At 75.8% G+C, this 14,246-nt stretch carries 10 protein-coding genes; 6 read left to right on the top strand and 4 right to left on the bottom strand.

Going from position 1 to position 14,246, the window contains the following annotated elements; genetic code table 11:
* The first annotated feature begins 16 nt into the window (after positions 1 to 16).
* Positions 17 to 1,426, top strand: coding sequence for a pyridine nucleotide-disulfide oxidoreductase (locus VKA29_RS33450; protein ID WP_324789798.1), 1,410 nt, complete (start codon positions 17 to 19; stop codon positions 1,424 to 1,426).
* Positions 1,427 to 1,555: 129 nt separating this feature from the next.
* Here the strand turns inward: VKA29_RS33450 and VKA29_RS33455 are convergent, their stop codons facing one another.
* Positions 1,556 to 2,407: an SMP-30/gluconolactonase/LRE family protein gene (locus VKA29_RS33455; protein ID WP_324789799.1), complete on the bottom strand. Its 852-nt coding sequence runs from the start codon at positions 2,405 to 2,407 to the stop codon at positions 1,556 to 1,558.
* Positions 2,404 to 3,177, bottom strand: coding sequence for an IclR family transcriptional regulator (locus VKA29_RS33460; RefSeq protein ID WP_324789800.1), 774 nt, complete (start codon positions 3,175 to 3,177; stop codon positions 2,404 to 2,406). The genes VKA29_RS33455 and VKA29_RS33460 overlap by 4 nt, the downstream gene beginning before the upstream one ends.
* Positions 3,178 to 3,330: 153 nt before the next feature.
* On the opposite strand from VKA29_RS33460, the gene VKA29_RS33465 reads away from it, so the two are divergent.
* Positions 3,331 to 3,948, top strand: a complete 618-nt coding sequence (locus VKA29_RS33465) for a hypothetical protein (protein WP_324789832.1) — start codon at positions 3,331 to 3,333, stop codon at positions 3,946 to 3,948.
* A gap of 17 nt (positions 3,949 to 3,965) precedes the next feature.
* Here the strand turns inward: VKA29_RS33465 and VKA29_RS33470 are convergent, their stop codons facing one another.
* Positions 3,966 to 4,835, bottom strand: a complete 870-nt coding sequence (locus VKA29_RS33470; protein ID WP_324789801.1) for a hypothetical protein — start codon at positions 4,833 to 4,835, stop codon at positions 3,966 to 3,968.
* 135 nt (positions 4,836 to 4,970) lie between these two features.
* Between VKA29_RS33470 and VKA29_RS33475 the strand changes: the two genes are divergently transcribed.
* The 3 genes from VKA29_RS33475 (at position 4,971) to VKA29_RS33485 (ending at position 9,057) form a co-directional block, all read left to right on the top strand.
* Positions 4,971 to 6,137, top strand: coding sequence for a MerR family transcriptional regulator (locus VKA29_RS33475; RefSeq protein WP_324789802.1), 1,167 nt, complete (start codon positions 4,971 to 4,973; stop codon positions 6,135 to 6,137).
* A gap of 90 nt (positions 6,138 to 6,227) precedes the next feature.
* The gene (locus VKA29_RS33480) at positions 6,228 to 7,688 is read left to right on the top strand and encodes an acyl-CoA synthetase (protein ID WP_324789803.1); all 1,461 of its coding nucleotides are present in this window, start codon (positions 6,228 to 6,230) and stop codon (positions 7,686 to 7,688) included.
* Complete coding sequence (locus VKA29_RS33485) at positions 7,681 to 9,057, top strand: carboxyl transferase domain-containing protein (protein WP_324789804.1); 1,377 nt, start codon at positions 7,681 to 7,683, stop codon at positions 9,055 to 9,057. Before VKA29_RS33480 ends, VKA29_RS33485 begins: the two co-directional genes overlap by 8 nt.
* 33 nt (positions 9,058 to 9,090) lie before the next feature.
* On the opposite strand, the gene VKA29_RS33490 is transcribed toward VKA29_RS33485, so the two are convergent.
* Entirely contained in the window at positions 9,091 to 12,963 is a 3,873-nt protein-coding gene (locus VKA29_RS33490) for a S8 family serine peptidase (protein ID WP_324789805.1), read from the bottom strand.
* 245 nt (positions 12,964 to 13,208) lie between these two features.
* On the opposite strand from VKA29_RS33490, the gene VKA29_RS33495 reads away from it, so the two are divergent.
* The gene (locus VKA29_RS33495; RefSeq protein ID WP_324789806.1) at positions 13,209 to 14,246 is read left to right on the top strand and encodes a rod shape-determining protein; all 1,038 of its coding nucleotides are present in this window, start codon (positions 13,209 to 13,211) and stop codon (positions 14,244 to 14,246) included.

Raw genomic sequence — 14,246 nt, forward strand, 5'->3', positions numbered from 1 at the left:
GAGTGCGAGGAGCCCCATGTCGCGTAGAGCTGTCGTCATCGGTGCCGGACTGGCCGGCATGCTGGCCGCGGCGGCGGTGTCCCCCGCCGTGGACGAGGTGATCGTCCTCGACCGCGACGACCTGCCCGAGGGGCCGGAGCACCGCAAGGGCCTTCCGCAGGGGCGCCACGCCCACCTCCTCATGGCCGGGGGCCTGGCGGCGATGGAGCAACTGCTGCCGGGCACGGACCTGCGGCGGCGCCTGCTCGACCGCGGCGCCCGGGAGATCTCGCTCGGCCAGGACATGGTGGTGCGCACGCCCGAGGGCTGGTTCCGGCGCTGGCGCCATCCGGGGCCCCGCATGATCAGCTGCAGCCGGGCGCTGCTGGACTGGGTGGTGCGCGAGGTGGTGCGGGAGCGCACCGGGGCCGACATCCGCACGGCACAGGCGGTGGGACTGCTGGGCGGCGCGGGGCGCGTCCACGGCGTCCGCCTCGGGGCGGACGGGGACCAAGCCGGGACCGGGGCGGAGCTGACCGCCGACCTGGTGGTGGACGCGAGCGGGCGTGGCTCACGCATCGTCAGGTGGCTCGACCCGCTCGGCGTTTCGAGCATCCGCGAGCGGACCGTGGACGCCGGTCTGGTCAACGCCACCCGGATCTACCGCACGCCCGCGGGCGCCGAGCGGTTCCCGCTGACGATGGTGCAGTCCGATCCGTACGTCGGGCGGCCGGGGCGCAGCGGAATGGTCATGCCCATCGAGGGCGACCGCTGGATGGTCAGCCTGGGCGGCACGCGCGGCGGCGAGCCCCCGGCGGACCCGGAGGGCTTCCTGCGCTACACGCTGGACCTGCCCGACCCGATCGTGGGCCGGCTGATATCCGGCGCGGAACCCCTCACCGGCATCCACCTCAGCCGCAGCACCAGCAATGTGCGGCGCTACCTGGAGAAGGCGCGGGACTGGCCGGAGGGCCTGGTCGTGCTCGGCGACGCGCTGGTCACCTTCAACCCGGCCTACGGTCAGGGCATGTCGGTGGCCGCGCTGGGCGCGCTGGTGCTGCGGCAGGAACTGCGGCAGGCGGGGCCGACCGCGCCGGGGCTCGCCCGCCGGGTGCAGCGGGGGATCGCCGGACCGGTGGAGGCGGCGTGGGCCGTCGCGGTCGGCCAGGACATCTGGTACCCGGGCTCGCGGGGCGGGCGGCGCGGACCGGCCGAGCGCCTGGTCACCGCGTACTCGCGCCGCCTGACGAAGGCGGCCACCGGCTCCTACCCGGCGGCGGCCGCCCTGTGGGACGTCACGAGCCTGACCGCGGGACCGGCACGCCTGCTGCGCCCCGGCACCCTGCTCGCCACCCTCAACGGCCCCCTGCTGCCCCCGGCCACCCGGCCACCGCTGTCGGAGGCCGAGCACAAGATCCTCCGGGCCCTGGACCACACGACGGGGTGACGGCGGCAGGGCCGCGGGGTGACGCCGCAGGACCGCGGGATGACGGCCGCAGCGCTGCGGGATAACGGCGGCAGGACCACGAGGTGACGCGGGGGCGGCTCACCCCCGCGCCTCCTCATCCCCCGCGCCTCAGCCCGCGAAGGGCGGCTGCGGGAGGCCCTTGCCCGCGCCCGGCACCACCAGCAGGGAGCCGGACAGCGCCAGGGGCGCGGTCAGGCCCGTGCGGGCGGTGGTGATGTACAGGTCGGTCAGGTCCGGGCCGCCGAAGGCGCACGCGGTGGGGCGCGGGACCGGCAGTCCGACGACGCGGTCCAGTTCGCCGGAGGGCGTGTACCGGCGTACCGCCGCGCCGTCCCACAGGGCGACCCACACGCATCCGTCGGCGTCGACGGTGAGCCCGTCCGGGAACCCGGCGGAGTCCTCGATCCGGGCCAGCGTCCGGCGGCCGGTGAGGGTGCCGTCGCCGTCGTGGTCGAAGACGTCGACGCGGCGGGTCGGCGAGTCGATGTAGTACATCAGCCGCCCGTCGGGGCTCCAGCCCAGGCCGTTGCTGACGGCCACGTCGTCGAGCACCGTCCGCACGGCGCCGTCCCCGGTGACCCGGGACAGCGTGCCGCCGCCGGGGGCTTCGTCGTAGCGCATGGTGCCGGCCCACAGGGAGCCGTCGGGGGCGACGGCGGCGTCGTTGCCGCGGCGGCCGGGGACGGCCTCGCGGTGCAGCCAGCGGAAGGCGCCGTCCGGATCGACCAGCCCCACCCCGTCCCGCAGGTTCAGTACGAGCCCGCCGCCGGCGCGCGGCTTGGCGGCGCCGACGTGCTGCTCGACGACCCGCACGGCACGGGCACCGGTCGCCGGGTGGTAGGTGTGCACCCGGGAGCCGAGGATGTCGACCCAGATCAGCCGCTCGCCGTCGGCGTCCCAGGTGGGACCCTCACCGAGGGCGGCCTCGGCGAGTACGGCGACCTCATGGGTGTACGTCATGCGACGCTCCGGTGTCCGAGGCGCTCCGACAGTTCGGCCGCGCCCTTGGCGGCGAGCTGCTCCAGCGCGGCGCGGCGCTCGTCGCTCCAGCGGATCATGGGCACGGAGATGGACAGCGCGGCGACGACCTGTCCGGCACGGTCCCGCACCGGGGCGGCGACGCAGCTCACGTCCGGGTTGGACTCGCGGTTCTCGACGGCGATGCCCCGCTCGCGGATCCCCGCCAGGGTCTCGCGCAGGGCGGCCGGGTCGGTGATGCTGTTCGGCGTCATCGCGACGAGTTCCGCGCCGTCCGGGATGCGGGCGGCGAGTTCCTGCTCCGGAAGGGAGGCCAGCAGCATCTTCCCGACGGACGTGCAGTGCGCGGGCAGCCGGCGGCCGGCCGCCGACACCATGCGCACCGCGTGGGTCGAGTCCACCTTGGCGATGTAGATGACGTCGGTGCCCTCGAGGATGGCCACGTGCACGGTCTCGTCGCACGTCTCGGCGACGGACCGGGCCACCTGCTGGCCCTCGGCGGCGAGGTCCAGCTGCTCGGCGTACCGGCTGCCGAGCTGGTACGGCCGTACCCCGAGCCGGTACCGTCCGGGCTGACCCGGCACCTGCACGATGTACGACCGGGCGGCGAGCGTGGTCACCAGCTCGTGCACGGTGGTGCGCGGCAGCTGCAGCCTGCGCACGATGTCGGGGGCGGAGAGCGTCCCGTCCCCGTCGAGGAAGAGCTCGAGAATGTCGAGAGCCCGGGTCACGGCAGGTACAAGGCGTCCCACGACCGGCCCCCTCCCTTGATTATCTGGGCGTCTGTGTTCGAAATTTCAACAGACGATCGGCATGGCGAACGCCCACAGGCTAGTCACAGTCGGTTTGACCGGGCAATGGTGCTGCACGGACCGCCTCCCCCGGCGGACCCGTCGTGGGCCACCATGGGGCACATGCCGTCCGGAAAGCGTCCCGCCAGCCCGTTCACCCCGTTCACCCCGTTCACCCCGCTGGACTTCCAGCTGGTCCTGCTGCGCCGTATGGCCGACCACAATCCCGGGCCGGTCGAGGACGCCCGCCGTGCGCTGGGCGCGTCGGTCGCCGACATGCGGGAGGCCAACCGGCGCTGGCAGGCCATGCTGCACTCGCCACGCGCGCGCGGGGCCGCCGCCCGGTACCGCGGCGTCCTGGGCGAGCCGGAGGCGACGCTCACCCGCCGGGTCGGGGACCTGGACTGCGAGGCCCGCCTGTGGCGCGTCCCGCTCTGGCCCGACCTGCGCTTCGAGGTCCTCCTCGCCCCGGACGGCACGGTCTGGAACGAGTGGCTGATCCGCGCCCCGGGAGCCGCCGGCCCGGACCTGCGGACCCTCGACGACCTCATCCCCTGGTCCTGCACGGTCGACGAGGCCGCCCGCGCCTTCGCCCCCGCCCGCCCCCTCCAGGGCACCGCCCCCACCCGCTGGGGCCTGGCCTTCACGGCCCCGGACGGGCGCGGGGCGCGGCGGGAGGTCGTCGCCGAGTTCACCTGGGGACTGCTCCAGCGGACGGCCGTCACCGGCTGAACCGGCGCCCCCGGCGGCTACCGCGCGGCCGCCAGGATGGCGTCCCGGACGGCCGCCGTCGAGCCGGGGTGCAGGAAGAGGAACAGGTTCGGCTCGACCAGTTCCAGCTCCATCACCCTGGGCTCCCCGTCGTCCCCGTCGACGAGGTCCACGCGCGCGTACAGCAGCTCGGCCGCGTCCGGCACGGCGGCCAGGGCGCGCTCGGCGACGGCGCGCTCGGCCGGTGTCGGGGTCCACGGCTCCAGGCCGGGATGCGGCACCTTGTCGGCGTCGTAGGCGGTGCCGGGGGCGAGCACGGCGCGCTTGCGGCTGGCGTGCAGGAGGCGGCCGCCGAAGAACTGCAGGGCCCGCTCGCCGCCTGCGTCGATGCCGCGCATGTACGGCTGCACCATCGCCGTGAACCCCTCCGCGTGCAGGCGCGCGAGGTGCCGTACGGCCGTGTCGTGGTCGCCGGGCGTGTAGCGGGCGGCGTAGCGGGCGCCCGCGCCGGAGGTGGGCTTGACGACGTACTCGTGGCCGTCCGGGAGGGCGGGGGCGTCGCCCGGGGCGAGGTAGCGGGTGGGCACGACGGGCACACCGGCCGCCGCGAGGTCGCCGAGGTAGCGCTTGTCGGTGTTCCAGCGCACGACCTCGGCCGGGTTGGCGAGCCGCGTGGCCTTGGCGCACCGGTCCGCCCAGGCCGTGAACTCGGCGGCCCGCCAGCTGTAGTCCCAGGTGGAGCGGATGACGGCGAGGTCGTACGCGGCCCAGTCGACGGACGCGTCGTCCCAGAAGACGGCGTCCGCGCCGGCGCCGGCCGCGCGCAGCGCGCCCACCAGCACGGGCAGGTCCCTATCCCGGCCGGTCTCCGGCCCGGGGTCGTAGGTGACGAGGGCGACTCGGGGCACGGCGGGTCTCCGTTCTGCTGCGGACGCGATCCGCCCGAGGCTAACCAGCGCCCCGGCAACCGGGCCAGCACGCTTGACCCTCCCCTTCGGTGAAGCCCCAGCATCGGTGGCGGGACACGGAAGGGACGCACAGGGATGCACAGGGAGATGCTGACGATCGGCGCGTTCGCCAAGGCGTGCCGGCTGTCCCCCAAGGCATTGCGGCTCTACGACGAACTGGACCTGCTGCGTCCGGCGCGCGTCGACCCGAACACCGGCTACCGGTACTACGCGGCCGGGCAGTTGGAGCGGGCGCGGCTGGTGGCGTGGCTGCGGCGGCTCGGGATGCCGCTGGCCCGGATCCGTGAGGTGTGCGATCTGTGCTCCGGCGACCCGGCGGCCGCGGGCCGCGAGATCCGCGCCTACTGGGCGGGGGTCGAGACGGAGACGGCGGTGCGGCGGGACCTGGCCGCGTTCCTCGTCGACCACCTGGCAGGACGCACCGGATCGGCCGAGCGGCCACCAGAGCCAGCACAGCCAGCACAGCCAGGACAGCCAGGACAGCCAGGACAGCCAGGACTGTTCGGAAAGTCCGAACAGTCCGGAAAGGACACCACCATGCTGGAACTCCGCTACTCCGCCCACTCGGACACCGGCCGGGTCCGCCCCGCCAACCAGGACACCGCGTACGCCGGCGCGCGGCTGCTCGCGGTCGCCGACGGGTACGGCCCGGCGGGCGGACCGGCCAGCGGCGCGGCGGTCGAGGCGCTGCGCTTCCTGGACACGCGGGAGTTGCCGGCGGGCGGCGTCCTCGGCGTGCTGGACGAAGCCGTCCGGGAGGCGACCGAAGCGGCGCGGAACGCGGCGGACGACACCGGCGACACCGGCACCACCCTCACCGCCCTGCTCCTGACCGGCTCCCGCCTCGCCCTGGTGCACATCGGCGACTCCCGCGCCTACCTGCTGCGCGACGGCGCCCTCTTTCGCGTCACCCACGACCACACGGTGGTGCAGTCGATGATCGACGAGGGCCGGCTGACGCCGGAGGAGGCCGCGGCCCACCCCCAGCGGGCACTGCTGCTGAAGGCCCTCACGACCGGCACGCCGGACCTGGGACTGCGGGACGCCGCGCCCGGTGACCGGTATCTGCTCTGCTCCGACGGTCTCACGGCCGTCGTCCCCGACGCCCGCCTGCGCGGCCTCCTCGGCTCCTGCCCGGACCCTGACATGGCCGTACGCGCCCTGGTCGGCGCGGCGAACAGCGCGGGGGGTCCGGACAACGTGAGCTGTGTGGTGGCGGATGTGGTGGAGACGGCGGCCTGAGGGGCGGTGCGGGCGGGTAGGGCGCCTGGTGTAGGAACGGTGGTGGTGTTCCGCCCCCCGACCACAGCCCGACGACAAGGAGTGCGCCGCGTGTCCTCTCTCTTCCCCGCCCTGACGGGCGGACCGGCCGAGCGCCCCGCCCTGTGCTTCGGTGAGCGGTCCCTGACGTACGCCGGGCTCGCCGGAGCGGCCGGCGCCCTGGCGGCGCGGCTGCCGCGCGGCGGGCGGGTGGCCGTCTGGGCGACGCCGGTGCTGGAGACCGCCGTGGCCGTCGTGGCGGTGCTGCAGGCCGGGGCGGCCGCCGTGCCGCTGAACCCGAAGTCGGGGGAGAAGGAACTCGGGCACATCCTGGCCGACAGCGCGCCGGAGCTGGTGCTGGCCGCGCCGGGCGACGAACTCCCCCCGCCGCTGCGGGGCGTTGCCCGCGTCGATGTCGACGCGGACCTGCGGGGCGCCGGGCCCGCCGCCCCCGCCCCCGCTTCCGACGCCGACGCGGAGGACCCGGCGCTGATCGTCTACACCTCCGGCACCACCGGTCCGCCCAAGGGCGCCGTCATCCCCCGCCGCGCGCTCGCCACCACCCTGGACGCGCTGGCCGACGCCTGGCGGTGGACCGGCGACGACGTGCTGGTGCACGGGCTGCCGCTGTTCCACGTGCACGGGCTGGTGCTGGGCGTCCTGGGGCCGCTCAGGCGCGGCGGCAGCGTACGGCACCTGGGCCGGTTCAGCCCCCAGGGCGTGGCGCGGGAGCTGAACGACGGCGCGACCATGCTGTTCGGGGTGCCGACGATGTACCACCGCATCGCGCAGGCGCTGCCCGACGACCCGGAGCTGGCCAAGGCGCTGGGCGGGGCGCGGCTGCTCGTCTCCGGCTCCGCCGCGCTGCCGGTGCACGACCACGAGCGGATCGCGGCCGCGACCGGGCGCCGGGTCATCGAGCGGTACGGCATGACGGAGACGCTGATGAACACGAGCGTCCGTGCCGACGGCGAGCCGCGGGCCGGCACGGTGGGCGTGCCGCTGCCGGGCGTGGAGCTGCGGCTGGTGGAGGAGGACGGTTCGGTCATCGCGTCGCGGGACGGGGAGACCGTGGGCGAGATCCAGGTGCGCGGGCCGAACCTGTTCACCGGGTACCTCAACCGGCCGGACGCCACCGCGGCCGCGTTCACCGCGGACGGCTGGTTCCGCACCGGGGACATGGCGGTGCGGGATCCCGACGGGTACGTGCGCATCGTCGGCCGGAAGGCCACCGACCTGATCAAGAGCGGCGGTTACAAGATCGGGGCCGGTGAGATCGAGAACGCGCTGCTGGAGCATCCGGGGGTGCGGGAGGCCGCGGTGACCGGTGAGCCGGACCCCGACCTGGGCGAGCGGATCGTGGCGTGGGTCGTCCCGGCGGACCCGCAGTCGCCGCCGGGGGCGGAGGAGCTGGCCGATCACGTGGCCCGGCGGCTCGCCCCGCACAAGCGGCCCCGGGTGGTGCACCATCTCGCCACGCTGCCCCGCAACGACATGGGGAAGATCATGAAGCGGTCGCTGTCCCGTGACTGAGCGGCACTCCGCGCGCGAGATCCTCGCCCTCGTCACCGACGACGCCGGCTTCGCCGAACTCCCTCACCCGGCAAGGCGGTCGGAGCCCGACGGCCCGCTCGGCTGGCAGGGCTACGACGCCTCCCGCGCCCGCGCCGCCGAGCGCACCGGCGAGCGGGAGTCCGTGGTGTGCGGCACGGCGAGCGTCGCGGGCACCCGGGCCGTGCTGATCGCGTTCGAGTTCGGCTACCTCGGCGGCTCGCTCGGCGAGCGGACCGGCGACCGGCTGGAGGCGGCGTACACCTACGCGCGCGAACACCGGCTGCCGGTCGTGCCGTTGGTCGCCACCGGCGGCAGCCGGATGCAGGAGGGCATGCTCGCGCTCACCCAACTGCAGCGAGTGGCACGGCAGTCGGTCCTGACCGGGCAGGCCGGGCTGGCGCAGATCGCGGTGGTGCGCGACCCGACGACCGGCGGCGGCTGGGCCACGCTCGGCGCGGGCGCCGACGTCGTCCTCGCGCTGCCCGGCGCCCAGGTCGGCTTCGCGGGCTCCCGGGTGCGCCCCGCGGACGCCGACCCGGCGGCGTACACGGCCGAGGCGCAGGTCGCGGCGGGCGCGGCCGACGCGCTGGTGCGGCCCGGGGAACTGCGGGAGACGCTGGGGCTGTGGCTGCGGCTGCTGACGTCACCGGCGCGGCGGGCCCCCGTGCCGCCCGCCCTCGGCGCGGGTGACCTGCCCGCCACCGGCTGGGAGGCGGTGCGGCGCGCCCGCTCCCCCGGCCGCCCGCGCGCCGAAGCCTACCTGGACGCGTACTTCACGCGGCGGGCGGCGATCAGCGGCGACCGCTGCGGCGGCACCGACGCGGGCATGCTGTGCGGTTTCGGCGAGCACGAGGGCCGTACGGTCGCCTACGCCGCCCAGACCGGCACCGCGACCCGGCCGGCCGGCTACCGCACCGCCGCCCGGCTGATCCGTCTCGCGGACCGGCTCGGGACACCGGTGCTGACCCTGGTGGACACGCCGGGCGCGGCCAACGACGCCCGGGCGGAGCGGGAGGGCGCGGGCGCGGCGATCGCGGACCTGTTCGGCGCGGTGGCGGCCGCCCGCACGCCGGTGACCACGCTGGTGATCGGCGAGGGCGGCTCCGGCGGGGCGCTGGCGCTGGCCGCGCCGGGCAACACGTATGCCACGCCGGACAGTTACTTCTCCGTCATCGCGCCGGAGGCGGCCGCCGCGATCCTCAAGCGGCCGCCGGCGCAGGCGGAGCCGACGGCGGACCAGCTCCGCGTCCGCCCCCAGGACCTGGTGGAGCTGGGAGTGGTCCGGGGCGTCTCCCTTCCGGGCGAGGGAGCGGAGGGAGCCGGCGGAGCGGACGTCCGGGCCGGGTGAGCCGGCGGCGTCCCGCGGCCCGCTTCGCCCCGGTCACCGCCTCACCCCGGCCGCCCGGACGACCTGCTGCGTCACCGAGCCGCCCCGGTCGTCGCGCGCCGAGGCCCGCAGCGACACGTGGGCGGCACCGCGCGGCACGGTCAGCACGCCCCGCCACGAGGTCCCGGACCGCTTCAGCGCGACCGTCCGCCAGGTCCGCCCGTCGTCGTACGACACCTCGAGCCGTCCGCCGCCGATGGTCCCGGTGTCCTGCGCGCCCTCCACGTACCGGGCGAAGATCCCGACCGGCACCCGGCCGCCGCCCGGCACGTCGCCCGCGAGGTCGGTGGGGACGTCGAAGCCGAGGTTGATCAGGGGGAGGGTGACCGGGCCGCCGTCGGGCGGGGCCGCGGACCTGAAGGTCCACTCGGAGCGGCCCTCGGTGGCCCGTCCCCAGCGGCCCGCGTCGAGGGCGGTGCCGGTGACCACCCGGTAGGTGTGTTCGCCGGCGGGCGCGTCCGTCAGGTACGCGCCCGAGCCCCTGCGCCGGTCGGCCGGTACGCCGTCCAGGCCGGCCTCCGTCCACTGGGACATGCCGGAGTCGTCGCTCCACACGTCGCCGAAGCCGGTGTGGTCGGGCCCGGAGTCGCCCCAGCCGGGGAGGTCGAACGCCAGCCGGCCGCCGGTGCGCTGCTGCCCCTGGCCGGTCGCGCCGCCCAGCCACGGGTGCCACACGGGCCCGAACCAGTCGAGCGTGCGGTGCGATCCGCCGTGGTGGGCGACGAGTCCGCCGCGTTCCTCCAGCGCGCCGTCGCCGGCCGTGGCGGACTCCTGCCACAGTTGGCCGGGCCCGGTCGACACGTAGTCGGTCCGCTCGGCGGGGAGGCCGATCCGCTCCTGGAAGCCGAACCCGACCGGGAAGGTGCCGGTGACCGAGTACCGGAACTCGCTGCCGCTCATGGGCCCGGCCGCGTGGAACCTGGTTCTCAGCACGGCGAGGTCGCGGGCGCCCGGCCGGTAGGTGAGGTCGCCGTCCGGGATCCGCTGTGCGTGCCCCTGTGAGAGGTCGTACACGTACGGCGTGTCGCGGGTGCCCGTCATCTCGACGCGGCCCACCGCGCGCAGCCGGGCCGCGTCGGCGAGACCGACGGTGGCGATCTGCAGCGGCCGGTCGGTGTTGTCGTCGGTGCCCCACCACGTCTGGAGCCGGCCGGGGGCGTCGTCCGTCACGAACAGCGCCCGGACGCCCGCGTCCTGCGCGGCCTGCGCGAGGGCGGCCGGGTCGGCGCCGTCGGCCAGGTGCGCCAGCACCGCCTTGCCGCGCACGCCGGTGAAGGGGCCGTCGCCGACGTCGGTCAGGGGAAGGCTGGTGCGCCCCTCGATGAGGGTGCCGCCGGCCTGGACGACGGCGTCGTCGACACCCGTCACCTCCAGTTGCGGCTTGCCGAGCCGCCACACCGTCCGGTACTCGAAGGTGCCCCGGGTGACCTCTCCGGTGGGCGCGGCGAAGACGCTGTCGTAGGTGGCGGGGACCATCACCGCGCCGGACAGGTCGACGCCGTCGGCGGCGCGGTCGTACTCCATGAGCAGTTGCCGGGTCTCGGTGCGCCGGTGCACCTCGGCCCTGATCTCGCGCAGCCGCCGTCCGTCGAGGGTGACCTCGCGGTCCCGGTCGACGACGACCTCCGGCGCGGCGAGGAAGCCGAGCCCGAGAGAGTCGGCGCCGTGCGCGCCGCGCACGTCGAGGAACGACGTCAGGCTGTACGTGCCCGGCTTCAGCCGCAGGCGCAGGGTGCCGGTGCCGTCGGCGTGCGCCTGCTGGGCGTCGGCGCCCGGCGCGAGCGGCTGCACGGTGACGTCGGCGGCGGTCGCGGCGCCGTCCCGGTCCGTCACGTGGACGGTGAGCGTGTACCGCTCGTCCTCCTTGACCATCCCGAACACGGTGTGCGCGACGGGGGTCCCGCCGGCGGAGGCGACGATCTGCCCGCTGGTCTCGCCGACCGGCGCCCTGGAGACGTCCCCGGTCACGGTCGTGGCGGCGGTGCCGTGCGCGGGCACGGTCAGGGCGGTGTCGGCGAGCCGGGCGACGCCGTCCGGGGCGCCCTGCGCGGCGAGGCTCAACTCGACGTCGTGGTCGGAGGAGTTGGTGTAGGTGAGGGTCCGGGTGACCGGCGTGCCGGCGTCGTAGGGCCAGCGTCGGAAGCCGAGGTCGGCGCCGGCGGTGGCGGTGATGTCCGCGGCGACCGCGTCCGGCACGCTCACCCGGCCCGCCCCCGACCGGTAGGCGTCGGCGCCGGTGTCGGCGTCGAGCCGCCGGGAGGTCGACATCAGCGCGTCCTTGAGCCGGGCTCCGGTCCAGTCGGGGTGCTCCTCGGCGAGCAGGGCGGCCGCGCCGGCGACGTGCGGCACCGCCATCGACGTACCGCTCATGGCGGTGTACCAGCCGCTGCCGCCGGTGAGGGAGGAGCGGGCGGCGAGGATGCCGACGCCGGGGGCGGACAGGTCGGGTTTGAGGGCGTTGTCGCCGGCGCGCGGTCCGGCGCTGGTGAACCAGGCCGGCCGGTCCGCCGCGTCGACCGCCCCGACGGTGAGCGCGGCGTCGGCGGCGCCGGGCGAGCCGATGGAGGAGGGCGCACCGGTGTTGCCTGCGGCGACGACGAAGAGGGCCCCGGTCTCCCGGGAGAGGGTGTCGAGGGCCTGGGACATGGGATCGGTGCCGTCGCTCGGCTCGGACGTGCCCAGGCTCATCGACACGATCCGCGCGTGCACGTCACGGGCGGCCCACTCCATCCCGGCGATGATCTGCGACTCGCTGCCCGAGCCCTGGTCGCCGAGCACCTTGCCGACGGCGAGACGGGCCCCGGGCGCGACGCCCCGCTCCCTGCCGTCGGAGGCCGCGCCGCTGCCGCCGACGGTCGAGGTGACGTGCGTACCGTGCCCGTAGCGGTCGGCGACGTCCTCCCCGCCGACGAAGCTCTTGCTGACGGAGATCCGCCCGGCGAGGTCGGGATGGCCGGCGTCGACCCCGCTGTCCAGCACGGCGACGGTGACGCCCTCGCCGGTCAGTCCGACGTCCCAGGCGGCCTGCGACCCGATCTGCGCGTTGCTCTCGGCCATGTCGGCCCGCACGCGCCCGTCGAGCCAGACGCGCTTGATGCCTTTGACGCCGGTGGGACCGCCGGTGGGGCCGCTGGCGCCGCTTGCCCCGTTGACGCGCTCGGCGCCGCCGGCGCTCTTGGGACCGCCGGCGGCGTTGCCGCCGTCGAGGCCCTTGCCGTCGTCCCGCCGGGTGACGGCTCGCCAGAACGTCCGCCCCTTCTCCGCCGCGACGGCCATGCCCCGCACGCTGCGCAGGGTCCGCGTCCGCTCGGAGCCGCGCGGGACCACCGCCCGCGCGCCCTCGTCCCAGGTCACGATCAGCGGCAGCTCGCCGGTGCGGCCGTCGGCGAGCCCCTGCCGCAGCAACCCGTCGACGTCGAACAGCCGCCGGTCGAGGGTGCCGGCCCGCAGGTACGGCAGCGCCTCGTCCGGTACGACGGTGATCCGCCCGTCGGAGACCCGCGTCCGCACGGCGCCGACGGCGCCCCTGGGCCGCGCGACGGCGACCGTCCGGCGGCCGTTCCCGAGGTCGGTGACGGTCACCTTGTCGCCGGTCACCAGGGTCACGGTCCGGGCCACGGCACGGGAGCCCGGGCCGGAGCCCGCGCGGGTGACCGGGCGGGCGCCCGGGTGAGTGGCCGAGCGGGTGGTCGCGTGAGGGGCCGAGTGGGTAGTCGCGTGGGTGGTTGTGTGAGGGGCCGTGTGGCGGACCGGGTGCGCGGGGGGCGGTGTGCCGGTCTCCCCGGCTGCCCGTGCCGTCGGCGACAGGGCCAGCACCAGCCCGGCGGACAGGAGGGTCGCCCCGCGTCTGACTGGTCCTCTGCTCATCCAGGCCTCTTCCGTCGCGCGTCATGTGACTTGCGCCGCCGGGGAGTTGACCGGCGGCGACGGAAACCGCCTGGCATGTTCCCGCCAAAGACGCCCGCCCCGCAAGCACCGCGCCGCGACAACCCCCATTCAGCGGCGACCCGCCCGGCCCCCTACAAAAGGCGCCCGCTCCCCGGCCGCCGCACGATGCCAGGGAGGCCCGCCGCCCGGCGGGACACGGCCTGCGCTCTCGGGAGGACCCTGCCATGACCGCCAGTCTGGAGCGGTTGCGCCGCTGCCATTTCGCCGTCGACCTGGGGGCGGCCCGGACCCGCGTCTACGTCAAGGGCGCCGGCCTCGTCGTCGACCAGCCGTCCGTCGCCGCCGTGAACACCCGCACCGGCGCGCTGATCGCGGTCGGCGAGTTCGCCGAGAAGATGACCGGCCGTACCCCCAACTACATCCGTGTCGTGCGCCCCGTCTCCGGCGGCACCGTCGTCGACATCGAGATGGCGCAGCGCATGCTGCGGCACCTGCTGGGCGACAAGATCCGCCGCGCACTGCGCCGCAAACCCCGGCTGCGGGCGGCGGCCTGCACCCCGTACGACGCCGACCCGCTCGCCCAGCGCGCGGCGATCGAGACGCTCGTCGGGCTCGGCGCCCGGCGGGTGGAACTCGTCGACACCCTCATCGCCGCCGCCGTGGGCTGCGGACTGCCCGTGGAGCAGCCCGAGGCCACCATGGTCATGGTGTGCGGGGCGGCGGCCACCCAGGTGGCCGTGCTCTCCCTCGGCTCCATCGTGACGGCCGAGCGCATCCCCGTCGGCGGCGAGGCCGTCGACCACGCGATCGTGCAGCACCTTCGCCACCAGCACGAACTCATGCTGCCCAGCCAGTCCGTACGGCCGCTGCAACTGGCCCTGTCCGGCAACGGGCTCACCCCGCACGGCCCGACCTCCACCGAGATCCACGGGCGGGACGTCGCCACCGGCCTGGCCCGCTCCGTGCGGGTGGACACCGCCGCCGTCCGCGACGCCATCCAGACCCCGCTGACCGCCGTGCTCGACGGCATCGGCAAGGTGCTGCGCGACTGCCCGCCCGATCTGGTCGCCGACCTGGCCGACCGCGGGATCATGATGGTCGGCGGGAGCGCGTTGCTGCCGGGGCTGGACCACATGCTGCGGCAGTTCACCGGGATCCCGGTGCACATCGCCGAACGGCCGGACGTGTGCGCCGTGCAGGGGCTGGGCTACATGCTGGAGGGCAAGATCGAACCGCTGGTGCTCGACCCGATGTCCGACTGA

The sequence above is a fragment of the Streptomyces sp. H51 genome (assembly GCF_035656535.1).
Lineage (GTDB): Bacteria > Actinomycetota > Actinomycetes > Streptomycetales > Streptomycetaceae > Streptomyces.

Coding starts and splice junctions, on each gene's coding strand:
- VKA29_RS33495 (WP_324789806.1), top strand. CDS start 13,209: ATGACCGCCAGTCTGGAGCGGTTGCGCCGCTGCCATTTCGCCGTCGAC.
- VKA29_RS33450 (WP_324789798.1), top strand. CDS start 17: ATGTCGCGTAGAGCTGTCGTCATCGGTGCCGGACTGGCCGGCATGCTG.
- VKA29_RS33465 (WP_324789832.1), top strand. CDS start 3,331: ATGGGGCACATGCCGTCCGGAAAGCGTCCCGCCAGCCCGTTCACCCCG.
- VKA29_RS33475 (WP_324789802.1), top strand. CDS start 4,971: ATGCACAGGGAGATGCTGACGATCGGCGCGTTCGCCAAGGCGTGCCGG.
- VKA29_RS33490 (WP_324789805.1), bottom strand. CDS start 12,963: ATGAGCAGAGGACCAGTCAGACGCGGGGCGACCCTCCTGTCCGCCGGG.
- VKA29_RS33455 (WP_324789799.1), bottom strand. CDS start 2,407: ATGACGTACACCCATGAGGTCGCCGTACTCGCCGAGGCCGCCCTCGGT.